Genomic DNA, 26983 nt, shown 5'->3' with positions numbered 1-26983 from the left:
GTATATTATACTATGTAATATACCTAATATAGAAAGGAATTGGCGATATGGCAAAAATAAAAATTGCGATAGATGCAGGTCACGGTAGTAACACATCAGGTAAAAGAACTCCCCCATTTACGAAGGCAGTCGATGTTGATTACAATGGCAAGATCGATGTAAAAAAAGGAGAGCAATATAACGAGCATTATGCAAATGCAGGCGTAGCTAATTTATTAGCAAAAGTTTTAACCGCTCGTGGTTATGAAATTGTAAAAACCGGCTGGGATGATGCTAACACTAAGGATGATATTGATACATCTCTTGCCCTTAGACAGCAAACAATCAAGAAAGCCGATTGTGATTATTCCATCTCGATTCATTTTAATGCTAATGGCAACGGCAAGAAGTTCGATTCAGCAAAAGGCGTTGGCGTCTATTACCATAGTCAATTTCCAGGAGACTCAAAAAAACTGGCAACCTATGTATTAAATGAGTTGGCAAAGGGTTATACCCAGCCTAATCGAGGTATCCATACTGATGATCTGGCAATGTGTAATTGCAGAAGTATGAGAACCAAAGCTTCCATCCTTTGCGAACTTGCATTTATGACAAATAGTCATGAAGCAATGGATCTTATGGCAAATAATAAATTCTGGGCTGAAAGTGCAAATCAGATTGCAGACGGACTTGATAAATATATTAAATCTTTAAAAAAATAATTTTAGGTTTTAAAGGATCCTTAAAAAGATTCTGTTCATTTGTAGTTATTAATTTTTATTATTTAATAAGAGGGAAGACATAACAACCTATTGTCTTCCCTCTTACATGATTTAATTAAATTTCTAAAAATAATTCGTTTCCATGTACATTCATTCATTATGACAACCTAAAATTCTTATTTTAACTGATCCAATTGGTTCTTCCTATTTTCCTGCTTAGCCTTAGCATTCTTAAAGGACATCTCGTCCATGTGATCTGCATTATGATTTAAATATCCCTCCGTATACAGAAAACGTTTCTCTGTATTATTCTTGTAGTCATTATTTATATTGTTCCCATTCACAAGAATATTCTTCAGATTATTTATTTCATTTTGACGTTCTTCATTTAACTTTCTTGCATGTTCTAAATTCTCCTGAGAGGAAGTAAAATTGGAGTGCTCTTCGAGATGACGTTGCGTTCTTATTTGCTTTTCAACCAGATTTACCAAGTGATTTACTTGACGCTCTTTTTTATATCTATCATTCTCACCAATTATGCTCATGATTTCCCCGCCTTTCATAAGTTTGAGTAACAATCTCTTCGTATATCATTTATTTTTCCTCAAACTCATGCTTTTATGATGTGAATATTTTGAATAAAACCATATTACCGGGAAATAATGAATAAATTTCTTATTTTACCCCTTTAAGATATCTCATATAGTAAAACATATATTGTTGAACGATTCCTGCAAATCCTTTAAACCTATCCTTTTCAAAATGATTTTCATAAATTTCTTGAATAACACGTTGAATCCATACATCCACCGGAAAGCCTTCAATATGATGCAAGCCATAAAGCGCAATGCAATTAGCCACCTTTTCTCCGATGCCGTGAATTTTCTTTAATTCCGCTACCGCCTCTTCGAAGCTTGATTTCTTAAGGTTTTCTAAATCAATCTCTTCTCTATACACTGCCAAGGCAGCTCTGATTATGTATTCATCACGGTAACCGGTTTTTAACTTTCGCAGTTCTTCTTTTGAAGCATTCGCCAATGCTTGCGGAGTCGGGAAGGAATAACCGTGTAGCTCACCATCTATCTCTATCTGTACACCGTATCGCTCGCATATTGCTTCAATACAGTTTTTGATTGCGGGGATATTTTTATTCTGGGATATAATAAAGCTAATCATCGCTTCAAATGGTTCCTGCTTAAGGATGCGTATTCCATACCCATACCCTGCTGCTTCTCGTAGGAACTTATCCTCGCCATTGATTAAGTCTTCCACGACCTGACTGTAATTATAGTTCATGTCAAAGTACTCTTCCCAAATCTCCTTGTATTCCTCTTCTATGCAATTTAATTCTACAGTACTTTCATCGATTTGAGTAAGCTCAAGGTATCTTCCATATGCAATCAATCCGTATTTCACCGTACTATCTTGTGTCTTAACACGGTTCATGCGAAAACACTGACCTGATTCTGCTATCTGTTCTATATTAAAGTTCGGATTCTGTATTCTCATCTTTTCCTCTCTCCAATTATGCTTTATAAGTATATATTATGTTAACTCCATTCTACTCTTTATGATTAAATCACTCCTATGTATGTATTATAACCTACTACACATGTCCCAACAAGTTGCCTTCTTATGAGAATCACTCCATTTTTTACTATTCCTTCAAATCATTCTAAGTTATAATAGATTTAACAAAATAAGTTGCGGAGGAAAATGAATATGATAAATCATACAAATGAAAATCAGTTAACCATTCGCTTTGCTACCAGAGAGGATGTTCCACAAATCCTTCAGTTTATAAAAGATCTGGCAGAATATGAGCACATGCTTGATCAAGTTGTCGCCACTGAAGAATTTCTAGAGGAGGTTCTATTCCAACAGAAGCGAGCTGAGGTTATCATCGGAACTTATCAACAGGAGCCCGTAGGTTTCTCACTGTTTTTCCACAATTTTTCCACCTTCTTGGGGAAATCCGGTATCTACATTGAAGATTTATATATTAAACCTGAGATGAGGGGCAAAGGTTTCGGCAGAGAATTCTTCTACTACCTTGCTAATATCACAGCCACTAGAAAATGTGGAAGACTGGAATGGTCTTGTTTGGATTGGAATGAACCCTCCATTCAATTTTATAAAAAGATGGGCGCTATCCCGTTAGATGATTGGACGATCTATCGTCTCCAGGGCGATAAATTAGCCGCGCTGGCCAGCTCTTACACTCCTTCTTAACCTGATACGCACAATGTATGCCTGAGAAAATAACTTCTCAGGTGATCAAAATCTTAACCTGCTAACAAATCTTATCAACAGACAAATTCGCATATCTGCTAATATATCTTATCAGACTGACAGATTCTCATACCCGCTAACACATCTTCTTAACTTAACAAATCTTGATACCTACATCATGTTACCTCTCAGGCACCTCATACTCGTACTAATCTTGTTCATTTTACCCGATATACAATTACCTAATAATTATTATCAAGGGAGGATTCTCGTATGGAAACAAGACCTTATATTTCATGGGAATTAGTTGGTAGCTTTATGACAGCTACATTTGAAAAGCTTGGGGTACCGCATGAGGAAGCACTAATCTGTGCAGATGTTTTGATGGAAAGTGACAGGAGGGGAATTGAAAGCCATGGCTGCAACCGCTTCAAGGCGATATATATTGACCGTATGTTGGAGGGTATTCAAAATCCCATCACAGATTTTGATATTATACGTGAAACCCCAACAACTGCAGTTGTAGATGGTCATGACGGAATGGGTATGATTGTCGGACACCGTTCCATGCAGATGGCAATTGAAAAGGCGAAAAATTTCGGTCTAGCTATGGTGGTTGCTCGCAATTCGACTCATTATGGAATTGCAGGCTATTATGCTACCATGGCTTCAAAGCAGGGCTTAATCGGCATTACCGGAACGAATGCCCGTCCCTCCATCGCTCCTACTTTCGGTGTGGAAAATATGTTAGGAACCAACCCGCTCACTTTCGGAATACCCACGGACGATGAATTTCCTTTTGTGCTTGATTGTGCGACGAGTATTACGCAACGCGGAAAGATTGAATACTTTGCCAGAACCGGCAAGGACACCCCCGAGGGAATGGTTATCGGTCAGGATGGATTACCGATGACGGACTCTAAGCAGATTTTGAACGATCTAACCGGAGGGAATGCAGCTCTTGCTCCTCTCGGTGGCATCGGAGAAGAACTCGGAGGCTACAAAGGCTATGGATATGCTACAGTAGTTGAGATATTATCCGCAGCTTTGCAGGCCGGAAGCTTCTTAAAAGCACTTAACGGCATCGGTCAAAGTGGTGAAAAGTTACCGTACCATCTGGGACATTTCTTTCTAGCCATTGATCCCGAGGCATTCCTCGGTCTTGACAGCTTCAAAAAGACTACTGGAGATATTCTGCGGGATTTACGTTCTTCAAAGCTTTCACCGAATGAAGAGCGAATTTACACCGCAGGGGAAAAAGAATATCTGTGTTGGCAAGAGCGAAAGGATAAAGGGGTCCCGATCGGCGAAGCCGTTCAAAAGGAATTCATTCAGATCCGTGATCAATTCCAATTACCACATATATTCCCATTTGAATAATTTAAAAATTGAGATTGACAGCTTTGATAAAAGCAGATAAAATTACAGCTGACAAGACAGTTGTAATACATTTGTTTACACATGAAAGGAGTTCCACTATGTCATCTCTAAATAAAGCTAAAACCATGACGATTGCCGCTTTACTATGTGCAGTAGGAATCGTGATCCCTATGTATTCGCCAATTAAGATTCTCATCGAGCCTGCCTCCTTTACCTTGGCAAGTCATGTTGCAATTATTATTGCCATGTTTATATCGCCGGCTGTGGGAATCTTCGTTGCTTTCGGTACTGCTTTCGGTTTCTTATTATCCGGCTTCCCGATTGTTATCGTATTCCGTGCATTTTCTCAAATTATATTTATTGGAGTTGGAGCATACTTATTAAAAAAGAACAACAACATATTGTTATCCCCGAAATCAATGGTTCCGTTCGCAATAATAATCTCTGTTATTCATGCGCTTGGTGAAGTAGGTGCTGTTCTTCTTTACTATTCCTTCAACGCTCCGGCTAACAACATGACCACTGTTATAATTTATCTCGTCGGATTGGGTACCTTTATACACAGCTTAATCGATTTTACAATTGCATACCTAATCTGGAGGCCTTTGCAGCATGTTATTGATGTACCGGCTAATGCAAAAATAAGATCTAGAAAATCAAAGCTACAACTATAATTGAGTGTCAAACGCCTTGTTTTAATCCTATCGTCAATAAGTACAAATTTAGGTTTTAATAAGAAATACAAAACATATTTCCTAAAGCGATTCTATGTTGTGCTTATTGACGGTTTTATTTTTAAGGGCTATTCAGAACTTAATATGCTAAGAAGGGCTGTTTCATAATTTGAAACAGCCCTTCCTTTATCCTTGATAACTCTTAAAATATTTCAGTATTTATCACTGAGAACATCCTACATCTTCTTTATAATTAAAACATATCACTGCTCATTTCAATCTCTGATTCGATTATAGTAATTGACAATACCTCCATCATATCAATTTCAAAAGGTGTTATCTCATTACCACCTGGGTCAGTAATTACTCGTACAACGGGTCTTAATGGGAAGTTTTTGTTCTGTTCCTTTATAATACCGATGCTGTTGTCAGACAGACGCACCATAGAACCATTGGGATAGATCGCTATCTGCTTAATTAATACGGAGACCATATGCGTATCAAACTTGGATCCGGCATTCTCTATCAGATAATTCACTGCCTGATTTGAGCTCCACTTCGTACGATAGCAACGATCGGAAACCAATGCATCATATGTATCTGCAACCGAAACAATTCTAATAAATTCATGAAGTTCTCCAGCCTTAGCACCGGTAGGATAACCAGACCCATCCATCTTCTCGTGATGATAGAGGGAGACAATCCTAGAAAGCTCTGTCATGCTTGGACACTTCTTAAGCGCCTCATACCCTAGCGTGGTATGTCTTTTGATATGTTCAACCTCATCTATGGTCAGATTTCCTTCTTTATTCAATATACTTTTATCCAATAGTATCTTTCCTATATCATGAAATAACGCTCCGGCAGCTAATTTCTCCATCATCGGTTTGCTATAACCTAACTGCTTCGCGATTAACAGGGAATAAACCGTTGTACTCACACAGTGGGTAAAGGTATATTCATCCGAGGCACCAATATCGTTTAGACTTATCTGGAGATCCTCCATCGATAAAATGTCTTCTATAATACTAAGAATTGTTTCTGAAACCTCAGTCAAATCTATTATTGTTTTCTTTTCAAAATCTTCGATTGTTTGTCGAAGTATTCGCTTGCAAGAAACTCTGGTCTCTTCAGAAATTGCATCCGGTATCTCAATTCCATTACTCTTAGAATCTTCAACATATACACAATCAATACCTAATTGTAATAATCTATTAGCATATCGGTCAAGATCCGCCTGACCTTCTCTTAATATCAGACAGTCTCTATAATAAATCGATTTTGCCAATATCATGTCGGGTTTAAGCATTGACAACGAAACCAGTCTCATGTAAAATCTCCTCTACTTAAAAATACTAACATTATCATACGGTATCATAATTACTGTGTCAAGGAATAATGGCGAAGAATGGACTTTTCTGTCCTTTTATAGATAAGAAATATATCCCATTTACAAAAACTACTTTTTCTATAATTTGTTTTTTCTTTCCATATTTTCCAAAATTCCGTATTGATTTATCATTAAATATTGAGCGTGAAAAATGCTTACTATTTTAATAATCGACAAATTGTACAAAATTATTTATATTAATAATTTAGAAACTTATATTCATAAGCAACTGCATGAAACAAATTAAAAAGAGGCAATGAATAAACCATTACCTCTAAATAGCACATTCTCTATATAATTATTTCTAGCAAACTCCAACTCAACTTTTAAATTCTTAACATCATATAGGCATATGAAAGTATACCAGTAGTACATTCTTAATAATCCACTGAGCCACTACAAGGACTGCAGCAATATAGAAGTATACCGGTCGAAAAATCATTATCTTAATCTTCCCGTCAGTCAATCGGTACAAGGAATTCTTTATCATAAAGGTAGCATAGATAAACGCAGTATAAGGTACAAATGGATGATATCGAAAGCTTCCCCAGATATCGCCCTCCATAAGTGCATGGAAAGAACGTGTTCCGCCACAACCCGGACAATACAAGCCTGTATTAGAATATAAGATACAAGGCGGGAATATGTGAAGTATATCGATATGATACAAATTTACAATAGAAACCCCACAAAACAAAACCACGCCAGCAATAAAGCCGGCGTAGTAACATTGCATGGTAAATTTTTTAATATCAGGAATACCATATTTTGATTGCATTGACTGCTCCTTAGTAGTTAAGTGAAGATTGAAGATTGGCTAAAATTGATGCACCTGCGACAAGAATGATAATTGCGGGTATCAAAGATATGATAGCACAAACTAATCCAGCGATAGCCATTCCCCTGCCTGGCTTCTTACCCTTCAAACTTACACCAGCGAGTATAATACCGATAACTGCACATGGCAAAGAGATATATGGCGAACAGCAAGATAAAACTAATGCCACAATACCTAATACCATAGCAGCAATTGACATACCTGCTCCACCCTGCGGTGTTTGATTCATTTCAACATTATCCATTTTAAAACTACCTCCCTATTTAATATATAAGTATTATACATATTAATTTCCAGCATGTCAATTTTATAACAAAATATGACATCCAAAAATAGTATTTATTTTAAATAATTATTTTTTTAATTTATAAAATCATGAATAGAAAATGAATTAATTGTAGATAGTAATGGATATTATAAATAAAAGGAGATGACATTATGAGTACAAACAAAAATACTTCCTCAAAGAATTCGAGTAAAAACAGCACATCATCTAATAGTGGTACGAAAAACGGTTATACCTCTTCCGGTACTGATTCCCGTTCTAAATCCACTTCGAATAAAACATCTGATTGTGGCACTAAATAAATTCCATATGAGTTTTTCGAATATCAATCTTTTGGGGCTATTGCAAAATAATAATGTAACAGCCCCCTCTATTATTTATAACCATATTAAGTGAACTTACTAATCATCCACTCCTTCTTGGAGTCAGTCGAATCATCTTATCATCCGTTTTATCAGGATTACCCCTCCCGTCTCGATTACTTGTAGTAAGGTATATCGTACCATCAGGCGTGCTAAGTACCTCTCGGAACCGACCGAAGCTGTTCTTTAGCCACAATTCAACGTTATCCACCTCTGTACCGCTATCATTTAAGGTAAGAAGGATTAACTCCTCGCAACGCAATCCACCGGCAATTAATCTATTTTTCCAAACTCCTTCCGTAATAAATGCCAATCCAGAGGGTGCCCAAGTCACATCACCACTGTGTACCAATGGCATTTGCACATCGATCTGATTTGTTATTTCATCACCTTTTACTATCGGCCATCCATAATTTCTTCCTGGAAGAATTCTATTTATCTCGTCATGCGCCATAGGTCCATGTTCTGTTGCATATAGGCCGTTCTCCGTACTCCAAGCAAGCCCTTGAGGATTCCTATGCCCCAAAGTATAAACAGGTGAATTTTCAAAAGGATTATCCTCTGGAATTGATCCATCTATATTAATTCGCAGTATTTTTCCCGCAAGACTATTCAGATCCTGTGCCAATCCTCCCTCTCCTGCATCTCCGGTTGCAATATAAAGCTTCCCATCCGTGCCGATCTTAATTCTTCCTCCATTATGTACACTTGATCCCGGAATCTTATCAATAATAATGATGTCAACATCCGCTTTATCATTCTCCTCCACAAGTCTGACAACCTTATTATACAATCTCCCATCGTCGTAATAGGTATGCATAACATAGATAAAACGATTATTCGTAAAATCAGGATCCAAAGCGATCCCCATTAATCCACCTTCCCCTTGACTAACAAACGGAAATGTAAAGCGGATCAAGGGCTCCGATAAAAATCTACCATTATCCATAATCCATATGGTACCGGATCGTTCCGTAACGTATAGCTTCCCTTCCTCGCTGATAGCAATCGCCCAAGGTACAAATAGATTGGTAGCTATCACTTCAATATCGTAGGGAAATATATCTGAATTGACCTCTCTCTCTGTGTTCATCAGATATAACCTCCATCATACTTCTATACATTATATTAAGCTAGGCCAAAAAATATTTTAGCCAAATGATATAAATGTGATTTCAATCACATATTTAGCAGCTAAAATATGAGATAATAAGAATGATTAGAATTAGAGCTTAAGAAGATGCGCACAGCAATTTTGTCATATTATCCCTTTACACGAAATAATTTTAATAATATGATTGAATAGGAAGTGTATCAAATAATAATTCATACTGAGAGGATGGTTCAATGCTAAATAGGAATAATGTCAATAAAACATATGGAAATTTGATTAATGGCGAATGGGTCATGTCAAAAAGTAATAAAACAATTGATATCAACTCCCCCGTTGATGGAAGCTTCGTCGGAAAAATCCAATTAATGAGTCAGGATGAGATTGATGATGTAATTTTAAATGCAAAAGAGTCACAAAAACAATGGAAGGATATCCCCGTAAGTGAACGAGCAAAAATACTCATGAAGGCGGCTGATATACTAGAAGATAATATTGAATTCTTATCAGAGATTTTAGAAACAGAGATTGCGAAGGATACCGATTCCGCTATTTCTGAGATTCGCCGTACTGCTGATTTTATTCGTTTTACTGCAAATGAAGGAATGCATATTCAGGGTGAAACCATTGGTGCGGACAACTTCCCTGGGTATAAGAAGAATAAGTTATCCTTCGTAACCCGTGTTCCCTTAGGTATTGTTCTAGCCATATCACCATTTAACTATCCAATTAATCTATCTGCTTCCAAGATTGCTCCAGCTCTTATGGCAGGAAATAGTGTTATATTAAAGCCACCGACACAGGGCTCCATCAGCGCCCTATACCTTGCTGAGATTTTTCATGCCGCGGGTCTTCCTAAGGGTGTGCTTAACACTGTAACCGGTAAAGGTTCGGAAATCGGTGATTATCTGATCACTCATCCCGAAATCAACTTTATTAATTTTACCGGCAGTACGAATGTTGGCAAGCATATCGGCAAAATCGCGGAGATGGTTCCGATGATGATGGAGCTTGGAGGAAAGGATGCAGCAATTGTACTACCGGATGCAGATTTAAAAATGACAGCAAGTAATATTGTAGCCGGAGCATATAGCTATTCCGGCCAAAGATGTACTGCTGTGAAAAGAGTGCTCGTTGTCAATGAAATTGCAGATAAGTTAGTGAAATTAATAGAAGAAGATGTAAAGGAGTTAAAGGTTGGAAATCCCGCAAAAGGAGTTCAGATTACTCCACTAATTAATGAAGATTCCGCAAATTACGTGCAGGAATTAATTAATGATGCTCTAGATAAGGGTGCGACCCTGATTACCGGTAATCGTCGTGAGGGAAATTTAATCTACCCTACTCTGCTCGATAATATCACAACTGATATGCGTATCGCATGGGAAGAGCCCTTTGGACCTGTACTACCAATTATGAGAGTAAAAGACATCGAGGAAGCGATCTCCATCGCAAACCGTTCCGAATACGGTCTACAGTCCTCGGTATTCACACAAGATATCGATAAAGCCTTCATGATCGCAACGAAATTGGAGGTAGGTACGGTTCAAATCAATAATAAAACTGAAAGGGGTCCGGATCATTTTCCTTTCCTAGGGGTCAAATCCTCCGGTATGGGAACCCAAGGTATCCGCTACAGTATTGAGGCCATGAGCAGACCAAAAGCAATCGTACTGAATTTTGATAACCATTAACATACCATTCATAAGATACACATTTAAAGGGGCTGTTGTAAAATAGTAATTTTATTAAGAAACAATGTTAATTGCTGGAAATATAACATTGTTCCTTCAAATTATTATTTTATAACAGCCCATATTACAGATTTTTACTAAAAGGTTCCTATTAAAAATTCTTTGCTATGTCTTTCGCGGATTCGATTGTTTCACTCACAATTGCCTCACTGTCTATGCCAATTACGTCAAGCAAATTTGCTGCAATCGTTGTAAAATCCGTAATCCCTAAAAATCCCAAGATTGTTCTTAAATATTTATCGCCCATCTCGTATGTGGAATATGGCTCCTCGGAGTATCCTCCGCCTCTACCTACGATATGTACAGCTTTTTTGCCCTGGCATAAACCAACCGGTCCCTGTGCTGTATATTGGAAGGTGATTCCGGTAACACAGATATAATCGATATATGCTTTCAGAATAGCAGGAATGCTTAGGTTCCAAAATGGTGCTGCAATGATATACTTATCCGCTTCAACAAACTGGTAAGCATATTTTAAAACCGGATGGTCTTTACCCTCACCAGGTGCCGGCCTGTGTAATGAAATCCCTTCTTCCGTCAAAAAAGTTATTCCTTCTTTGTATAAATCTAGAGTAATAATCTCATCCTCTGGATTTAATTTTTTGTATTCTTCAACAAACTCATCTGATATCTTAAATGTTCTTGATGTTCCTTCCGGCTTCGGATTTGCTTTAATATACAATACTTTACTCATAATCATCTACCTCACTTTTTATCGGTTGTCTTCTTAGGAAAATTAATTTTTTATAAAACACACACATCATCTTCCTTTTTTCAACCTTTGTATGATATCATAATAATATTAATAAATTATTTTATCAAGTACGCACTTTATTGTCAGCCAGTGACAAAAAAGTCACCACTACTTTGCGAGGTGAATATATGCAGCAAACACTTAGTAGACATGAAGATTGTTATATGAAAGACAAATGCCTTCAATTCGATAAATGTCCCATGGTTTTAATACAGGACATGATATCAGGTAAATGGAAAATATTAATATTGTGGTATCTTAGTTATTCCACTCTGCGTTTTAGTGACATCCAACGTAAACTTCCCAATGTTGCTCAAAAGGTTCTCTCACGCCAGCTAAAAAGCCTGGAGGAAGATAATCTGGTTCATAAAGAAGTATATCCTGTTGTTCCACCCAAGGTAGAATATAGTCTAACCGATGTGGGTCATAATCTCTTGCCAATATTAGAGATGATGCACAAATTCGGTGCAGAATATTTAGAAAATGACAACGGTACCTCCAATAGAGAGATTACTGAAATTCAATAATCAACTTAGGAGGGCAGTAATTCCGCACTGCATGTATGCGTTTCACGTAGAGTATGAATCCCTCACGAAGTGATTTTTAATTCTATAGGATACACCGACTTTATTACTTTACAATAACATAGACTTTCCTAGAAAATAAACGAAGGCTTATATGTTTTTATAACCTCAAAAGTAATGATTACTCCATTGATTACTATCACATATAAGCCCTTAAATAAAATATTATAAACTTATCATTTAAACATCAATCATTATATCGATGCTTCCCTGTTCAGACGCTCAACTGCATCCTCCAGTTCCTTCACCGTCATACTCTTTCCAAAGCTTATCACACCACGTAATGGCATGAACTTTAACATTTCCTCCTGCATCTTTGCTGTTATCGCCTCTGATGCTGAACCACCACTATCATTATTCGAGATTCCTGATAACTCATCAAGTTTAACTGTCTCATTAACGATCTTCATCGCCTTTTCATTGTGGATGATATCTCCAAGTGGTGTATCCTTTGTAAATACAAAAGGAAGGGTTACTGTAGATTCAACTGTGATGCTCTCTGTTAATTCGATATCTCTGGAAGATTTACCAATTAGTATGTCAAATTCTCCGCTTTCTACATGCCAATCTTTAATTTTAGTATTATAGTAAGCGAATGCTCTTTTACCAAGTTCGAAAGTAACTGATTTTGTTTCTCCCGGTGCTAACTCAACCTTGGCAAAATCTTTTAATTCTTTTACCGGTCTGATTACTGTACTCACTTTGTCCGCCACATATAACTGCACAATTTCTTTACCAGCTACCTTGCCTGTATTTTTCACATCCACAGTTACAATAACACTGTCGGTATCCTTAATTGATTTGCTGCTTAATTTAAGGTTTGAATACTCAAAGTTTGTGTAAGATAGACCGTATCCGAACGGGAACAGTACCTCCATCTTTTTCTTATCATAATAACGATATCCTACAAAAATCCCTTCCTTGTACTCTACGATATCTTCTTCACCAGGGAAGTTCAGATAGGATGGGTTATCTTCCAGTCTAAGAGGAAATGTCTCTGCAAGTTTTGCACTCGGATTTACTTTTCCAAATAGAATATCCACTACTGCTCCACCCACTGCCTGACCGCTTAGATATGCCTCCAAGACACCTTTTACTTTGTCAATCCATGGCATCTCCACCGGAGATCCATTATGAAGAACGATAATTGTATTCGGTTGTACTGATGTGATTGCATCAATCAGATGATTTTGACAATTCGGCAATCCCATATGCTCTCTATCATAACCTTCGGATTCAAAGGAATCCGGAAGGCCAGCAAACACTACGGCAACCTTTGCTTTCTTTGCAGCTTCCACTGCTTCTTTCACAAGCATTTCATCAATCTCATCCTCGTCAGTACGGTAGCCCTGTGCATAGGTAATATTATTCTTACCCTCTACCTCTTGAATCGCTGATGTGAATTTATGGCTGTTGATATGGGAACTACCACCGCCTTGATAACGGGGCTTAACGGCAAATTCACCAATAAATGTGATTTCTTCCTTTTCATCCAACGGTAATATATTATCATTCTTTAATAGAACAATCGTCTCATGCGCTATCTTTCTTGATAATTCGTGATCCTGATCAAGGTCATATACTGCATTCGGATCTCTATTTTCTTCAAATCGATATACGATATTTAAGATTCTTTCTACCGCAGTATTCAATACACTTTCATCCAATGTTCCGTTTTTCACTGCCTCCACGACGAGCACATCATTCACTCCGTGTGATCCAGGCATCTCTAAGTCCATTCCTGCTGCCAGATCCGCCACTCGTTCATTGACTGCACCCCAGTCACTCACTACATAGCCGTCAAAGCCCCATTCATTTCTTAATACATCTGTTAGATAGGTCTTATTCTCAGCTGCATATACTCCATTTATTTTATTATAGGAACACATAACCGTCCAAGGTTTCTGTTTAGTGATGGCCCCTTCAAAAGCTGCCAGATAAATCTCTCTTAATGTTCTTTCATCAATTTCAGCAGAACAAGACATTCTTCTGGTTTCTTGATTATTTGCTAAAAAATGCTTGATGCTCGTTCCGACATTCTTACTCTGAACACCCTGAATTAGAGCACCGGATATCTCACTTGCTACAATCGGGTCTTCTGATGTGTACTCAAAATTACGTCCACAAAGCGGAGAACGCTTAATATTTACAGCAGGACCAAGTACAACACTTACTCCTTCTGCCTGACAAACGTTACCCAAAGCCTCACCCATCTTTACAACCAGTTCACGATTGAAGGATGCTGCAGTCGCGCAACCTGCCGGAAAGCATACAGCCTTGATACTATCGTTAATACCAAGATGATCTCCTTCCGTATCCTGCTTACGAAGTCCATGAGGGCCGTCGGAAACCATTGAGGAGGGAACACCTAATCGCTCAATTGCCTTGGTATGCCAGAAGTCTTCACCAGAGCAGAGTGATGCTTTTTCTTCTAAGGTCATTTTTGCTATTAATTCTTTTATCTTTTCTGTTTTCATAATCCTTCTCCTTATAACAACAAATCATTACCAACAAGGACATTCTATCATGTTTATGACCGTCATTCTATTTCAATTAATGACTTAATTTTAGGTCAATATTGACATAACTGACTCAACTATCGCTATAGCACTTTCAATTCCTCATCACTAAGCTCTCTGTACTGACCTGGCTGTAAAGCTTCATCCAGTACCAACCCTCCTATTGAAACACGTTTAAGATAAACCACATAACAGCCAACCGCCTTTAGCATCCTTTTCACCTGATGCTTTCTGCCCTCTGCTATCGTTAATATACCGGAAACAACCGGTTGATGTATTGGATTAATTCGGACATCTTTTATATCGTTAGCATTCATTTTATCCTTTAGTTCTTGATATTCTCCTGAATCCTCCACTTTGAGCTGTATTGCACTTGCAGGCAGCTCACCTTCTCCGATACCAATGCCTGCTTTAAGCAATTCTATTTTTTGAATATTCAGCTCACCAAGTGCCCAGAAGAAATAAGATTTCTCGACATGCTTATCCGGATGCATTAAACTATGACTGAATTCTCCGTGATTTGTTAGCAAAAGAAGACCTTCGGTATCCTTATCCAGTCTACCAATCGGGAATAATCCTTTCGCATGTTTCGGATCAAAATAATCAAGAACAGTCTTATTATCCTTATCTTTGGTTGCAGTAACACATCCACCCGGTTTATGGAACATATAATAAACTCTCTGTGAATGAACAATCTCTTCGCCCAAATATTCTATTCGATCATGGAATTCATCGATTTCCATAGCAGGTTCCGTTACCACCTGCTGATTTACCGTTACTTTACCGGTTTTAATATATTCACGGGTCGTCTTTCTCTTCCCAACGGATGCCTCAGCTAGATACTTATCTAATCGCATATCAATCCATTATCCCCACAAAGCGCTTGCATCATTCGCGCTTCTGTTAATCTTAGAAAAATCCGTTTTTACAAATGATCTGGTAGCTAGAACGAGGAACAATCCACCAATCAGCATGAATATAACAAAGGATAAAAATGGTGATACGATAAACCCGTTTATATCAATAACCAATCCCTCTTTCACGAGAGCCTCATTGGGTAGGTTTGTCTTCTCTAATACGATCATACGAAAGAATGCAGTCGCATAGGTCATCGGATTAATATACGCTACATATTTCAATAAATCCGGTAGCATAGCCAGCGGTATATATGCACCTGAGACAAATGTCAATGGCATCGTAATTGCTGTTTTGATAATCTGAAATGTCTGACCGCTACGAACCTTAGTTGCCATATATAAACCAACACCCGAAAACACCAAACCCACACAGATCATTGATAAGAGAATATAGATTGGTGTCGTCCAAGAAGTAAATTTAATCCCGATAAACAGACCAATAATCAGGATCAATATACCTTGAAGCGTAGAAACGGTAGCAGCGGATAAAAGCTGTCCGATTGCTACATTCAGTCTTTTAGCAGGAGAAACTAATACCTCCTTCATAAATCCACTTACCATATCATCAACTGTGGTTGAAGCTAAGTTTAAGGAGCCTTCAAATACCGTGGTTATGATAACACCCGACAGCATGTAAGCAATCGGATTCTCAATATAATCATTCTTAAATATGGCTCCGAATACATATACAAAAAAGAGAGGGAAAACCAAGGAAAATATCAGTCCGGTTTTGTTACGAACAAAAGCCTTTAACCCTCTGATCCATAGCGTTATAATTGTTTGCATATTAAGCCTCCTCTCGAATCTTTCGACCTGTTATCTCTAAAAACACGTCATTGAATGTTCCCTTTTTAATCTCAATATCAATGATATCGTCCTTCTGGAGACTGATTACCTGTAATAGACGATCAATGTTCTCTGCATCAACTCTGAAGTAACCATCCTTTTTTACATATTCCAGGTCATAATCCTGCAATAATGTCTCCAGCGTCTCCTCGCTTTTGGTTGTAATAAATGCTTTATCCTTCGTATACTGCTTCTTTAATGCATACGGGGTATCATGTGCAACAATTTTTCCACCATCAATAATGGCAATCTTATCGCATACTTCCGCTTCCTCCATATAATGCGTCGTAAGGAATATCGTAATATTCCGCTCTCGCTGCAATTTTAATATATACTCCCAGATATGGGATCTGGTTTGAGGATCCAGTCCGGTCGTTGGTTCATCTAAAAATAATACCTTCGGGTAATGAATTAACCCTCTTGCAATTTCCACACGTCGCTTCATTCCTCCGGACAGTGCTCCAACCACTTTTTTTCTCTCAGCCAACAAATCCACTAGCTTTAACACGAATTGAATTCTTTCTTCCACTTCCTTCTTCGGGATGTGATAAAACACACAATGCATGATCAGGTTTTCTTCAATTGTCATCTTCGCATCCAAGGTAGAATCTTGAAACACTACACCGATGGCAGCCCTAACATCACTCTTATGTGTTGTGACATCCTTACCATCAATCAACAGAGTACCTGATGTTTTTTCAAATATTGTACAGAGTGTATTGATCGTAGTACTCTTTCCTGCCCCATTTGGTCCAAGAAAAGCAAATACTGAGCCTTCTTCCACTTCAAAGCTGATATCATCCACTGCCTTAAAATTACCATACGATTTTACAAAATTTTTCACACTGATAATTGGGTTCATATTATATTTTTCTCCTTTAAGAGTGTAGTGCTTTCATTATACCAAAAATACTGTGTTTTTCAATTTAATTATTTGTAACTCGAATGATTATTAGTCCTTTCCCTGGCATTATTTTCAGATTATAAAAACAAAAATAAAAAAGCTCGCACCGGATTGAGCTGCCCTCCCATAAGTCAGATTTTACGTCTAACTTATGGGAGCGTCTCTTTTGAATGAAGCTGCGAGCTTTTAATCTATTAAAGTTTGTTCTGATTTCATTTTTTAATCCACTTTTTGATAGATAACCTAATTATCTCAAAGTTTATTTTGAAAATGTTTATCATCTAACATATAATGAAACGGCAGAATAACGGTAGAAATATTCTTATGCTTACTTAGATGATGGCCGAAGAAATAGGTGGTTTGATTATGCAACAAATTATCATACCAATGAGCAGTTATAAATTTAATAATAATTACCGAGATGTTTTCGCCATGGTTTAACTCTTTCTCCCTCTGCCACAGATAGTCATCCATCGGTTTAATAATATCTCTATAAGGTGTCTCAATAATTTCAAGTTTGATTGGAATAGCAAGGTCTTCCCACTGCTTCCGAAGGCTCTTCGCGTGCTCCGGATGTCGGCATACGTGAAGTGCAGTGATATTATTTGAGATTGAGTTTGCATAATTAATTGCCTTTAGAAAAGGCTTATTAATATCATGTACCATTAAGATACATTGGGTGGATGTCACGGCATTTTCATTATAATATGGATTGAACTTTTCAAGTACAAGTTGCTTGCCGATTGACTGATAATGCTTATTGATTACATACATGATTAACATGATAATCGGAATAGCTACTGCTAATATCCAAGCCCCGTGATGGAACTTCATGACAAACACGATAATTGATACAACAAAGGTTACTAATGCTCCAAACCCATTAATCCAGCATTTATACTGCCATCCCTTTTCTTTCGTAATAATCCATTTTTTAAACATACCAAACTGAGCTATGGTAAAGGATATAAATACGCCAACAGAATACAAAGGTATGATTGCATGTGTTTCACTTTTAAATCCAATGATTAAAAGCGAAGCAGCTATAAAGATAAATACAATACCATTGGAAAAGCTTAATTTTGTACCTCTTGAGGAAAACTGTCTTGGCACATATCCATCATGTGCAAGGATGTAAAACAACTGAGGTAATCCGTTATATGCGGTGTTAGCTGCAAGGAGCAATATCAATGTAGTGAATACCTGTAATTCATAATACATAAAGGTATGTCCAAATATTGCGCCTGAAATCTGTGATAATACGGTATGTCCAGGGATAGGAGCTACCTGCAGATGTACTCCTAATATGGAGGTTCCGCCAAAGATAAAGAAGATAATGGTACCCAGCATAAACAAAACATGCTTTGCATTCCTTGTCGGAGGGTTTTTAAAGCTTGGTACGGCATCACTAACTGCCTCAACACCGGACATCGCCGAGCAACCGGAGGAAAATGCCTTCAGTAAAATAATTGCTCCCAACCCCTGAATCATATCAGTAGGAATAACCCCCTCCGTATACTGGATGGGATTTAATGTTCCGGTTAATAATTTAAAGAAACCGAATATAATCATAACACCCATAGAGCCGATAAAGATATAAGTAGGTAATCCGAAAACCTTAGAAGATTCTCTCATTCCTCGAAGATTCATCAATGTAATTAATGCAACAAAGATTAAGGATACGATTACCTTATACTCATGTACCGAAGGAAATACTGCGATAATCGCTGCGGTAGAGGATGATATACTAACCGCTACTGTTAGAATATAATCAATCGTAAGTGCTGCTGCCGATAATAAAGCAAACGGCTTGCCTATGTTCTCTTTTGCAACTGCATACGCACCGCCACCTCTGGGATAGTGGTCAATAATCTGTGAGTACGATAGTACTAACAGAAATAATAATAATAAAATTGGTAGTACAATATAAGGAAGTGCTCGAAATGCTAATAAACCAATTGCAGGAATCAGTATTAATAAAATTTCTTCAATCGCATAGGCAACCGAAGATACTGCATCACTTGCCATGATTGGCAATCCCCATACACGTGACATTTTCTCATGACTAAGTTGGTCATTTTTTAAAGGTTTACCAAGTAGTAGTTCTTTGATATTCATTTATTAGTTTCTCCCTGATTTCTCATACGCTTTTTTAACCGAATTTAAATATTTTACTCAAGAATATTATATATTGTCGATATGAAAATTTCTACATTTATTTTTATAAGTTCTTTACACTCTCTTTACAAAAAATTTATACTCATTTATTTTATCATACACCTTCCTCAAATGTCAGAAAAAGCCTTGTAAAAGAGTTACAAAGCTTTTCTTGTGATAAATTATAATTAATAAATCATATTAAATTTTATTTTGATGTTACCTATAGTAGTTTCATCATAGATATACCCGTTCCATGCGATTTCCCAATCTGCTAAACAACTCATTTGTAATACTCCCAGCGCTTTTTGCTACATTAACCGCAGCAATTTTTTCCGTTCCATCTTCTCCGATCAAGGTTACAACATCCCCTTTTTTTATACCCTGAATATCTGTTATATCAATCAACAGCTGATCCATGCAGATTCTGCCTATCATCGATACTTGCTTCCCATTTACCAATGCTCTTCCAAAGCCATCTGAAAGACTACGGGGCAGCCCATCTGCATAACCAATAGGAATAACTGCCACTCTGCTATCTCTTGCAACCCGGTAATCTCTTCCGTACCCTACTGCTTCTCCCGCCGGAATTTCACGTATCATAGCAATTCTTGATTTCAGTGACAGGACAGGACGTAGATCTGTTGAAAGCTTTGTCCGATCTCCTTGGGAACTTAACGAGCCATATAGTGCTATTCCGATGCGGGCATAATCACATTGCAGCTCAGGGTAATTTAACAAGCCATAACTGCTTTGGATATGGATTTTAGGAATAGTAACACCCAGTTTTTCGAGCTGTCTCAGTAAGTAGTAAAAACCTTCTATCTGATTCCAGGTAAAATTAACCTCCTCCTTATTCATACTATCAGCAGTACATAGGTGGGTGTAAATTCCACACACATTCAGCTCCTTTAGTTGAAAAATCTCGGCGATCTGATTAACCTCTTCCGAAGATATCCCTAAACGATGCATACCCGTATCTATTTTGATATGAACCTTCAATTCCTTATTACAGTTACTTAGCATAATCGCATACTCATAATCAATTACGGTTTGTATTAACTGATAATGATGCAATTCATTCACTCTACTCTGATCTGTATATCCTAAGACTAAAATCTCACCGCGAATGCCGTTCTTACGAAGCTCAATCCCCTCATCCACCGTCGCAACCGCAAAAGACTTTACACCAATTGCATTAAGACACTTCGATACTTTGACAGCGCCATGACCATAAGCGTTCGCTTTCACTACCGCCATCATCTCGCAACCGGGCTGCATAAGACTACACAGTAATTTCGCGTTATACTTTAAATTATCTGTGTTGATTTCAATCCAAGAGCGATCCCTTTCCTTCACTTGCTTCGATTCTTTTCGAAATATCATTCGAAAATTATCAATACCCCCATATTCCTTCGACCCCTTCACAATATTTACCTCCAAACCGTTACTATAAAACCATCCATGTTATTTCCGGAGGTTTGATAGATTGCATCCTCCTCGAGTATGATCGATGTATAATTTGTATCTGCGTTAACATAAAATATCTCTACCTTCTGCCCGAATACCTTTGTGATAAAATGCTCCCCTTCATAGGGAAATGATTTCAAGAATTCACTATACTCCTCCAGTGCAAGTCCGTATTCCTGCATAATAATCGAATGCGGATACCCCACATAACGAAAATGCCACGGCTCATGTGCGATACCGGTTACTTTCTCCTTACCGCTTTGATATCGCTCAATAAACCCATATAGCGGAGCCTTCTCACGAAATGTTTTACATATTCCATCATAAGGAAAATCCGGTCGAATAAAATCCACATTACTCTGATTTAACGCCAGATCAATCGCTAGTCCTGATTGATGTTCACTATGATTCGGTAATGCGACGTATTTGCTTGTAAATTCACTACCATTCTCCGCAAGCGACTCCGTATAGATTTTTGACTGCTCCTCAAAAGTCCGATATCCACTGACAGGTATAATCTCCTCCTCACATCTTAAACATCCTACGAGATGGGATAATACTGCTGCTGTCTTATATTCCAGTAACACTTCCGTATTGCTTACATAAGCCGGTATCATTGAGATATTGCACCCATTATTATCACTTTTAAGTGGATGCTGTCGGTTAATTAATATAAGCCTTCCGTTGTGTATGTCCTTTTTATCAAATGTTATTGTTTTCATTCTTTCATCCCCAGTTCAATTAAACTTGTCAGTAGTTCCTGAAAAGATAATCCAATTCCCTTCATCATATTGGGGTAACGACTATGTGAGGTAAAGCCCGGAATCGTATTTACCTCATTAAATACAATCTTGTTATCCGGTGTTAAAAACATATCCACTCTTGCAAAACCCTTACATCCAAGTGCCTTATAGATGGCAGCCGCTGTGAGTTTTATCCTCTCAGAAGTATCTTGATCAATACGTGCAGGCATATGAATCTTGGAGCTTTCTAGTGTATACTTCTCCTTAAAATCAAAAAATCCATCCGAAAGTTCTATCTCGTCCACCTCTCCAACGGTTAGATCATAATTGCCCATAACCGCACACCCGACCTCAAACCCTTCAATGTTTTCTTCAATAATAACTTCATCATCATAGTTAAAAGCCAATTCTACAGCTACAAACAGATCCTTCTCATCCTTTACTTTTGTAATTCCGAAGGAGGAGCCTGCTTTCATCGGTTTTACAAACAATGGATAATGCAGTTCCTTCGTTGTTAACTCATGTAATAATTCCCTATCATATTGCCTTGACAATACGATGGATTTTGGTGTAACAACGTCAACCGCTTGTACCAGCTTATGTGCACGATCCTTGTCCATGCAGAGCGCAGAACAAAGTGTTCCACACCCTATCAAAGGAATTCCTGCTAGCTCAATTACTCCTTGAACGGTTCCATCCTCTCCATTTTTTCCATGGAGTACCGGGAAGGCTGCATCGATTTTAGTAAATCGAATTCCACCCTTTCTAAGTTCTATCAAACCGTGATGTTTACGATCCGGTGATATCATGATTGGTGTACATTCTTTTTCATTACTATGCCAAGTATCCTCAGCAATCCCATTAAGATCACCATCATATCGATACCAGGATCCTTCTCTGTCAATACCAATCAACACTAACTCATAGAGAGTACGATCAATATTGGATATAATGGCATATGCTGATTGAAGTGATACGGGGTACTCACTGGAGCATCCCCCGAATATAACTGCAATTTTCTTTTTTATCATAATTTTTCTCCTTTAATCCCTTTTGATTTGTAAATAACGTAAATAAAAAAAGCATTCACGCCTTTGATAACATAATATTATCAAAAACGTGAATGCTCTTTTTTCGTTTTTTTTTATAGATCTATAATGAATTTCATATTAAATTCTTACGATTTTCCTACGATAGATTTGGAAGTGTGATATCAAATTCAATCAACTCATTTTCACTCCTTGCTGTAATCTTTCCCTTATGAAGCTCAATAATCTCCTTTGCAATTGCAAGCCCTAAGCCCGCTCCGCCGGTCTTCGAGGTTCTTGCAGTATCCAATCTATAAAACTGCTCAAATACTCTACTCAGCTTTTCTGCCGGAATTGTATTACCCTGATTTACAAAGTTTAATTGAATACCTTGTTTCGTTTGGAGTGCAGTAATCTTAATTTTTCCTCTCTGGAAGCTGTAATTAATTGCATTACGGATCAAATTATCAAATACGCGTTGCATTTTATTCACATCAATATATGTCATGATATTAGGCTCCGCATTAATCTCACAGCTTAGTTCTTTCTCTGCAAGCATGGGCTTAAACTCATACGTAATCTGTTCCAGCATACGCGTTAGATTAATTTTACTAAGCTCCAATGTCAGGTTTGTCAGATTAAATCTGGTAATTTCAAAAAATTCATTAATCAGCTCCTCCAGACGTTCTGCCTTCTCCAGTGATATTGTAAGGTATTTTTCCCTTAGCTCCTGTGAAATCTGATTCTCATCTCTAAGCAGTGTTAAATAACCAATCACCGACGTAAGTGGTGTTTTTAAATCATGTGCCAGATATACAACCAGATCATTCTTTCTTTGTTCCGCTTCCTTTGCTGCTCTCTCATTACTTTGAATATCAATCTTAATCTGATTCATCTGATTTTCTACTTCTTTTAATTCCGCAGGAAGCTCAATCAAACCATCCTTCGAATTATACATTCTTTCTGTTGCTTTTATGATATTCTCCAGATAACCCAATGTTTTCATCCAGTAATACAGGAATATTACCAGATAACCTGAGCCAAATATTAGAATAAAAAACTCTATATAATTATCATCAATCGTATTTAGAATGCTATAGAGAAGCTCCCCCTTATACCAAGTAAACCTGCTAAAAAAATACCTTGCGAAAAAATACATAGCAATCATAATCACACTATATATGAATATTGCTGTTAAAAATCTTGTAAGTATTCTAATGGATAGTGCTCTTTTAAAGTTACTTCTTTTATTATTCAATCTGATAGCCAACCCCCCATACTGTTTTAATAAATTTCGGGTTCTTTGAGGACTCCTTCATCTTTTCCCTTAAGCGACCGATATGAGCCATCACTGTATTATTATTATCCATAAATTTTTCACCCCATACTGCTTCAAATAGCTCCTCAGAGGATACTACCTTCCCCCTGTTCTCGCACAGAAACCAAAGTATAGAGAATTCTATCGGTGTTAATGTCAGGACTTTCCCAAACAGCGAACATTTATGAGTGTCCTTATTAATCTTTAATCCATTAAATTCAAACTCATTATGATCCATTATCTCTTTCTTATCAACGGATTGCGTCCCTTCGGAATGATTATACCTCATATAACGTCTCAACTGTGTCTTTACTCTGGCTACGACCTCTAATGGATTAAAGGGCTTGGTGATATAGTCATCCGCTCCCAGTGTCAGTCCCATAATCTTATCCATATCCTCGACCTTCGCGGTTAGCATAATTACAGGAAAGTAATATTGTTCTCTGATCTTTTGACAGATTCGAAAACCGTCTATATCCGGTAGCATAACATCCAGTATAGCAAGATCCAGCTTTGTTGTGCGAATGCACTCCAACGCCTCTGTACCTGAGTAAAATTTATATACCCGGTAGCCGTCATTTTTCAAATACAGCTCCACAAGATCCGCGATCTCTTTTTCATCATCTACGATTAGTATACTTTCACTCATAATTTGCTCCATTCCATAACATGTCTTTTGCGCCTCCAAATTTACATCGAGAATGACGCAGGCACAAATAAAATTATTATAAACATTAGTTCTATTTTATCAAAGAATAACAGACTTGTCCAATCAGACCCTACTATAGTTTTCTATTTTAATTATACCATAACTTATCGCCGCATAAACTTAATCAAACGAATTAGAGTAACTGCATATCAAGGATCTTAATGAAATTTATATAATTCTACTGATAATACAGCTATTGAGCAGTTATTTATAAATGAATGAGGGATAATTATGAGCAAAGAAGTCAATAACTTAGTATTTGAAGGCGGGGGAATACTTGGAATCTCCTACTTAGGGGCAATAAAATATCTCATAGATAATGAATGGATGAAAAATGTTCGTAGAATTGCGGGAACTTCGGCCGGTGCTATCACCGCTTGTATCACAAGCTTTAACCTTCCGTACGAAGATATGAATATGATAGCTCAATCACTTGATTACAGTAAGATTCCATCAAAAAGCGTTCTAGACAATATTGACATAATTCCAGATGAGGTAAAATCAACGATAGAAAATCTATTTGGTGATCTAAATTGTATGTACCGTATGATGAATCAATTTGGCTGGTACTCCACAGAATATCTCTATTTATGGATCCGGGAGGTGATCGGAAAACAATTCATCACATCAAAAAAACGCCCTCCGTATACCTTCTTAGACTTTAAAGATCCCTCTATTCATAAAAACGGACGCCCCTTCACCGATTTATACTTAATCGGAACTAATTTGACAATGAAAAACTTTAGTGTTTTTTCTTATGAAACTACACCGATGATGGAAGTAGCAGAGGCTGTTCGAATATCCATGTCCATACCACTGTTCTTTGAAGCATTTACCACAAATGATTATGAAATAACCGGTAACTCCATGATGAATGTATTCTGTGACGGGGGAGCGATTATGAACTATCCACTTACACTGTTTGACTCCCCGCGATACAATCCCTACGTATATTACGGCGCGAATATGAACACCCTTGGCATACGCTTTAAAAGTAATCTAACGTATTCACCAATTGATAACTTATTAGCATATATCGAAAGCCTGCTTCATCTATCCTCCTATGTTCAGCAATCTGTGTACGAAAGTAATCCACTCAATAAAGAGCGTTCTATTATTATCGATACCTATGACATATCTCCACTGGATTTTAATATAAAAGTGAACGATGATAAGTACCAATTTTTATACGAACAGGGGTATCTTGCAGCAAAAGAATTTTTTCAAATTTGACAAATTAATCTAATTATGTAAAAATAGTGTATTAATAATCTCATTACATACAAGGCAATCTTCAGCATGATCGGATGGTGGATAAAAATATGTTAAAGCGAAATATTATGATAGCCGCTATTATAAGCATTTCTGTAATTGTGTTAACTCTTGTAGTGCTCTGCATGTTTCGTAATAACTCCGTTAAAGTTACAGGCAAAGATATTTTTGATTTTAAAGATGTCAAATCGATAAGATTAGTAAACGGTTCGAACGGAAACCATGTTGACATAACAGACAATCAGACGATAGAGCTCATAAAGAACGACCTTACTTCTATTACGTGGAATAAGAAAAAGGAGAAAGAAGATTCAGCCGGATGGACTTTGGGTCTATCCTTCGACGACAAATCTGGCAACACCATGTATAAGCCTATATTCTTGACAAATACAATCTTTAAGTTAAACGGATATATCTATACAGCCCAGGATGGAAGCACAGAATTAAATAACTACCTTGACATGATAGATAATAGTCAAAAGCAATAGGTCATAATAAAATTATAATTATATAGAATTAAAAATTCACTTAGGAGGTATTTTATGGCACTAAATTTGAAGAATCTGGTTCAAGGGGCACTCGGTAATTACAGCACTGTATCTGTTGAAGATTTATCGAAAGATTATGGTATGTATCTTATGAATGGCGAGACGATCAATATGGGATTTAAGCTAGTCAGAGATGCAATGATCTTCACTAATAAAAGAATTATTTTTACCGACAAACAAGGAGCAACCGGAACAAAAACAAAAATACAATCGATAAATCTCTATTCCATTACAGACGTCACTATGGAAACCTCGGGCTTTGGTTTTGACGATAGCGAATTAACCTTTACTTATATAAGCTCACCGGAGTTAAAAGGGCATCATGTACAGTATTCCTCACATAAGCTAGAATTTCCAAAACAATTTAATGTTCAGGGTTTGTATAAATTGCTGCAAGAACTTGCCTATGAGAATTTCTTGCGAATTAATAATATCTCCGAATAAATCTACCCCTCAATGTCATGTGATATGCCACTTATCAAGTAG

27 protein-coding genes are annotated in these 26983 nt (G+C 37.3%); 10 read left to right on the top strand and 17 right to left on the bottom strand.

What is annotated here, in order from left to right; genetic code table 11:
- Nucleotides 1-47: 47 nt before the first annotated feature.
- A complete protein-coding gene (locus AC6IWN_RS00960) occupies nt 48-701 on the top strand; it encodes an N-acetylmuramoyl-L-alanine amidase family protein (protein WP_497990166.1) in 654 nt (217 codons plus the stop codon).
- A 176-nt stretch (nt 702-877) separates the two neighbouring features.
- On the opposite strand, the gene AC6IWN_RS00955 is transcribed toward AC6IWN_RS00960, so the two are convergent.
- A complete protein-coding gene (locus AC6IWN_RS00955; RefSeq protein ID WP_497990165.1) occupies nt 878-1246 on the bottom strand; it encodes a hypothetical protein in 369 nt (122 codons plus the stop codon).
- Between the two features lie 130 nt (nt 1247-1376).
- A complete protein-coding gene (locus tag AC6IWN_RS00950; RefSeq protein ID WP_497990163.1) occupies nt 1377-2210 on the bottom strand; it encodes a DNA glycosylase in 834 nt (277 codons plus the stop codon).
- A 213-nt stretch (nt 2211-2423) separates the two neighbouring features.
- Here AC6IWN_RS00950 and AC6IWN_RS00945 point away from each other — a divergent pair, with 213 nt between their 5' ends.
- The 3 genes from AC6IWN_RS00945 (at nt 2424) to AC6IWN_RS00935 (ending at nt 4987) form a co-directional block, all read left to right on the top strand.
- Nucleotides 2424-2933 carry a GNAT family N-acetyltransferase gene (locus AC6IWN_RS00945; protein ID WP_497990161.1) on the top strand — a complete coding sequence of 170 codons (510 nt, stop codon included), beginning with the start codon at nt 2424-2426 and terminating at the stop codon, nt 2931-2933.
- A 273-nt stretch (nt 2934-3206) separates the two neighbouring features.
- Nucleotides 3207-4313, top strand: coding sequence for an Ldh family oxidoreductase (locus tag AC6IWN_RS00940; protein ID WP_497990159.1), 1107 nt, complete (start codon nt 3207-3209; stop codon nt 4311-4313).
- A 98-nt stretch (nt 4314-4411) separates the two neighbouring features.
- Nucleotides 4412-4987 carry a hypothetical protein gene (locus AC6IWN_RS00935; protein ID WP_497990157.1) on the top strand — a complete coding sequence of 192 codons (576 nt, stop codon included), beginning with the start codon at nt 4412-4414 and terminating at the stop codon, nt 4985-4987.
- A gap of 253 nt (nt 4988-5240) precedes the next feature.
- On the opposite strand, the gene AC6IWN_RS00930 is transcribed toward AC6IWN_RS00935, so the two are convergent.
- From AC6IWN_RS00930 to AC6IWN_RS00920, 3 genes are all read right to left on the bottom strand, one after another.
- Nucleotides 5241-6317, bottom strand: coding sequence for an HD-GYP domain-containing protein (locus AC6IWN_RS00930; RefSeq protein WP_497990155.1), 1077 nt, complete (start codon nt 6315-6317; stop codon nt 5241-5243).
- 400 nt (nt 6318-6717) lie between these two features.
- A complete protein-coding gene (locus AC6IWN_RS00925; RefSeq protein ID WP_497990153.1) occupies nt 6718-7155 on the bottom strand; it encodes a DUF2752 domain-containing protein in 438 nt (145 codons plus the stop codon).
- A 10-nt stretch (nt 7156-7165) separates the two neighbouring features.
- On the bottom strand, nt 7166-7459 hold the full coding sequence (locus AC6IWN_RS00920; RefSeq protein WP_497990151.1) for a hypothetical protein: 294 nt from the start codon (nt 7457-7459) through the stop codon (nt 7166-7168).
- A gap of 194 nt (nt 7460-7653) precedes the next feature.
- Between AC6IWN_RS00920 and AC6IWN_RS00915 the strand changes: the two genes are divergently transcribed.
- A complete protein-coding gene (locus AC6IWN_RS00915; protein WP_497990149.1) occupies nt 7654-7803 on the top strand; it encodes a hypothetical protein in 150 nt (49 codons plus the stop codon).
- Nucleotides 7804-7906: 103 nt separating this feature from the next.
- Here the strand turns inward: AC6IWN_RS00915 and AC6IWN_RS00910 are convergent, their stop codons facing one another.
- Entirely contained in the window at nt 7907-8956 is a 1050-nt protein-coding gene (locus AC6IWN_RS00910) for a PQQ-dependent sugar dehydrogenase (RefSeq protein WP_497990148.1), read from the bottom strand.
- A gap of 254 nt (nt 8957-9210) precedes the next feature.
- Between AC6IWN_RS00910 and AC6IWN_RS00905 the strand changes: the two genes are divergently transcribed.
- Complete coding sequence (locus tag AC6IWN_RS00905) at nt 9211-10668, top strand: NADP-dependent glyceraldehyde-3-phosphate dehydrogenase (RefSeq protein WP_497990146.1); 1458 nt, start codon at nt 9211-9213, stop codon at nt 10666-10668.
- A gap of 151 nt (nt 10669-10819) precedes the next feature.
- On the opposite strand, the gene AC6IWN_RS00900 is transcribed toward AC6IWN_RS00905, so the two are convergent.
- Nucleotides 10820-11422 (bottom strand): FMN-dependent NADH-azoreductase, encoded by a 603-nt coding sequence (locus tag AC6IWN_RS00900; RefSeq protein WP_497990144.1) that lies wholly within the window; start codon nt 11420-11422, stop codon nt 10820-10822.
- Nucleotides 11423-11610: 188 nt separating this feature from the next.
- On the opposite strand from AC6IWN_RS00900, the gene AC6IWN_RS00895 reads away from it, so the two are divergent.
- Nucleotides 11611-12009: a winged helix-turn-helix transcriptional regulator gene (locus tag AC6IWN_RS00895; RefSeq protein ID WP_497990142.1), complete on the top strand. Its 399-nt coding sequence runs from the start codon at nt 11611-11613 to the stop codon at nt 12007-12009.
- A 251-nt stretch (nt 12010-12260) separates the two neighbouring features.
- Here AC6IWN_RS00895 and AC6IWN_RS00890 read toward each other — a convergent pair whose 3' ends face one another.
- From AC6IWN_RS00890 to vanR, 10 genes are all read right to left on the bottom strand, one after another.
- Nucleotides 12261-14543 carry a glycoside hydrolase family 3 C-terminal domain-containing protein gene (locus tag AC6IWN_RS00890; protein WP_497990140.1) on the bottom strand — a complete coding sequence of 761 codons (2283 nt, stop codon included), beginning with the start codon at nt 14541-14543 and terminating at the stop codon, nt 12261-12263.
- A gap of 125 nt (nt 14544-14668) precedes the next feature.
- Complete coding sequence (locus AC6IWN_RS00885) at nt 14669-15442, bottom strand: pseudouridine synthase (protein ID WP_497990138.1); 774 nt, start codon at nt 15440-15442, stop codon at nt 14669-14671.
- Nucleotides 15443-15451: 9 nt separating this feature from the next.
- Nucleotides 15452-16288: an ABC transporter permease gene (locus tag AC6IWN_RS00880; protein WP_497990136.1), complete on the bottom strand. Its 837-nt coding sequence runs from the start codon at nt 16286-16288 to the stop codon at nt 15452-15454.
- A gap of 1 nt (nt 16289) precedes the next feature.
- Entirely contained in the window at nt 16290-17210 is a 921-nt protein-coding gene (locus AC6IWN_RS00875) for an ABC transporter ATP-binding protein (protein ID WP_497990134.1), read from the bottom strand.
- 294 nt (nt 17211-17504) lie between these two features.
- Complete coding sequence (locus AC6IWN_RS00870) at nt 17505-19370, bottom strand: APC family permease (protein ID WP_497990132.1); 1866 nt, start codon at nt 19368-19370, stop codon at nt 17505-17507.
- Nucleotides 19371-19646: 276 nt separating this feature from the next.
- A complete protein-coding gene (gene vanT, locus AC6IWN_RS00865) occupies nt 19647-20837 on the bottom strand; it encodes a serine racemase VanT catalytic subunit (RefSeq protein WP_497990130.1) in 1191 nt (396 codons plus the stop codon).
- 5 nt (nt 20838-20842) lie between these two features.
- On the bottom strand, nt 20843-21601 hold the full coding sequence (locus AC6IWN_RS00860) for a D-alanyl-D-alanine carboxypeptidase family protein (RefSeq protein WP_497990129.1): 759 nt from the start codon (nt 21599-21601) through the stop codon (nt 20843-20845).
- On the bottom strand, nt 21598-22653 hold the full coding sequence (gene vanG, locus AC6IWN_RS00855) for a D-alanine--D-serine ligase VanG (RefSeq protein WP_497990127.1): 1056 nt from the start codon (nt 22651-22653) through the stop codon (nt 21598-21600). Before vanG ends, AC6IWN_RS00860 begins: the two co-directional genes overlap by 4 nt.
- 157 nt (nt 22654-22810) lie before the next feature.
- Entirely contained in the window at nt 22811-23914 is a 1104-nt protein-coding gene (gene vanS, locus AC6IWN_RS00850; protein WP_497992230.1) for a vancomycin resistance histidine kinase VanS, read from the bottom strand.
- A complete protein-coding gene (gene vanR / locus AC6IWN_RS00845) occupies nt 23901-24617 on the bottom strand; it encodes a VanR-ABDEGLN family response regulator transcription factor (protein ID WP_497990125.1) in 717 nt (238 codons plus the stop codon). The genes vanS and vanR overlap by 14 nt, the downstream gene beginning before the upstream one ends.
- Nucleotides 24618-24908: 291 nt before the next feature.
- Between vanR and AC6IWN_RS00840 the strand changes: the two genes are divergently transcribed.
- The 3 genes from AC6IWN_RS00840 to AC6IWN_RS00830 all read left to right on the top strand — a co-directional run bounded on the left by AC6IWN_RS00840 (nt 24909) and on the right by AC6IWN_RS00830 (nt 26941).
- Nucleotides 24909-25910, top strand: coding sequence for a patatin-like phospholipase family protein (locus AC6IWN_RS00840; protein WP_497990123.1), 1002 nt, complete (start codon nt 24909-24911; stop codon nt 25908-25910).
- 89 nt (nt 25911-25999) lie between these two features.
- Nucleotides 26000-26437, top strand: a complete 438-nt coding sequence (locus AC6IWN_RS00835) for a hypothetical protein (RefSeq protein ID WP_497990121.1) — start codon at nt 26000-26002, stop codon at nt 26435-26437.
- Between the two features lie 54 nt (nt 26438-26491).
- A complete protein-coding gene (locus AC6IWN_RS00830; RefSeq protein WP_497990119.1) occupies nt 26492-26941 on the top strand; it encodes a PH domain-containing protein in 450 nt (149 codons plus the stop codon).
- The last annotated feature ends 42 nt before the right edge of the window (nt 26942-26983 follow it).

Source organism: Variimorphobacter sp. HTMS_6 (genome assembly GCF_059717775.1).
Note: the sequence above shows the minus strand (reverse complement) of the source record. Positions and strands in the feature narration are given on the sequence as shown.

Excerpts from the sequence above, each read along its gene's own strand:
- AC6IWN_RS00935 (WP_497990157.1), top strand. The coding sequence starts at position 4,412 with ATGTCATCTCTAAATAAAGCTAAAACCATGACGATTGCCGCTTTACTA.
- AC6IWN_RS00885 (WP_497990138.1), bottom strand. The coding sequence starts at position 15,442 with ATGCGATTAGATAAGTATCTAGCTGAGGCATCCGTTGGGAAGAGAAAG.
- AC6IWN_RS00915 (WP_497990149.1), top strand. The coding sequence starts at position 7,654 with ATGAGTACAAACAAAAATACTTCCTCAAAGAATTCGAGTAAAAACAGC.
- AC6IWN_RS00890 (WP_497990140.1), bottom strand. The coding sequence starts at position 14,543 with ATGAAAACAGAAAAGATAAAAGAATTAATAGCAAAAATGACCTTAGAA.
- AC6IWN_RS00900 (WP_497990144.1), bottom strand. The coding sequence starts at position 11,422 with ATGAGTAAAGTATTGTATATTAAAGCAAATCCGAAGCCGGAAGGAACA.
- AC6IWN_RS00920 (WP_497990151.1), bottom strand. The coding sequence starts at position 7,459 with ATGGATAATGTTGAAATGAATCAAACACCGCAGGGTGGAGCAGGTATG.
- AC6IWN_RS00835 (WP_497990121.1), top strand. The coding sequence starts at position 26,000 with ATGTTAAAGCGAAATATTATGATAGCCGCTATTATAAGCATTTCTGTA.
- AC6IWN_RS00950 (WP_497990163.1), bottom strand. The coding sequence starts at position 2,210 with ATGAGAATACAGAATCCGAACTTTAATATAGAACAGATAGCAGAATCA.
- AC6IWN_RS00955 (WP_497990165.1), bottom strand. The coding sequence starts at position 1,246 with ATGAGCATAATTGGTGAGAATGATAGATATAAAAAAGAGCGTCAAGTA.
- AC6IWN_RS00925 (WP_497990153.1), bottom strand. The coding sequence starts at position 7,155 with ATGCAATCAAAATATGGTATTCCTGATATTAAAAAATTTACCATGCAA.
- AC6IWN_RS00930 (WP_497990155.1), bottom strand. The coding sequence starts at position 6,317 with ATGAGACTGGTTTCGTTGTCAATGCTTAAACCCGACATGATATTGGCA.
- AC6IWN_RS00940 (WP_497990159.1), top strand. The coding sequence starts at position 3,207 with ATGGAAACAAGACCTTATATTTCATGGGAATTAGTTGGTAGCTTTATG.
- AC6IWN_RS00840 (WP_497990123.1), top strand. The coding sequence starts at position 24,909 with ATGAGCAAAGAAGTCAATAACTTAGTATTTGAAGGCGGGGGAATACTT.
- vanG (WP_497990127.1), bottom strand. The coding sequence starts at position 22,653 with ATGATAAAAAAGAAAATTGCAGTTATATTCGGGGGATGCTCCAGTGAG.
- vanR (WP_497990125.1), bottom strand. The coding sequence starts at position 24,617 with ATGAGTGAAAGTATACTAATCGTAGATGATGAAAAAGAGATCGCGGAT.
- AC6IWN_RS00860 (WP_497990129.1), bottom strand. The coding sequence starts at position 21,601 with ATGAAAACAATAACATTTGATAAAAAGGACATACACAACGGAAGGCTT.
- AC6IWN_RS00910 (WP_497990148.1), bottom strand. The coding sequence starts at position 8,956 with ATGAACACAGAGAGAGAGGTCAATTCAGATATATTTCCCTACGATATT.
- AC6IWN_RS00830 (WP_497990119.1), top strand. The coding sequence starts at position 26,492 with ATGGCACTAAATTTGAAGAATCTGGTTCAAGGGGCACTCGGTAATTAC.
- AC6IWN_RS00905 (WP_497990146.1), top strand. The coding sequence starts at position 9,211 with ATGCTAAATAGGAATAATGTCAATAAAACATATGGAAATTTGATTAAT.
- AC6IWN_RS00880 (WP_497990136.1), bottom strand. The coding sequence starts at position 16,288 with ATGCAAACAATTATAACGCTATGGATCAGAGGGTTAAAGGCTTTTGTT.
- AC6IWN_RS00895 (WP_497990142.1), top strand. The coding sequence starts at position 11,611 with ATGCAGCAAACACTTAGTAGACATGAAGATTGTTATATGAAAGACAAA.
- AC6IWN_RS00875 (WP_497990134.1), bottom strand. The coding sequence starts at position 17,210 with ATGAACCCAATTATCAGTGTGAAAAATTTTGTAAAATCGTATGGTAAT.
- AC6IWN_RS00870 (WP_497990132.1), bottom strand. The coding sequence starts at position 19,370 with ATGAATATCAAAGAACTACTACTTGGTAAACCTTTAAAAAATGACCAA.
- AC6IWN_RS00960 (WP_497990166.1), top strand. The coding sequence starts at position 48 with ATGGCAAAAATAAAAATTGCGATAGATGCAGGTCACGGTAGTAACACA.
- AC6IWN_RS00945 (WP_497990161.1), top strand. The coding sequence starts at position 2,424 with ATGATAAATCATACAAATGAAAATCAGTTAACCATTCGCTTTGCTACC.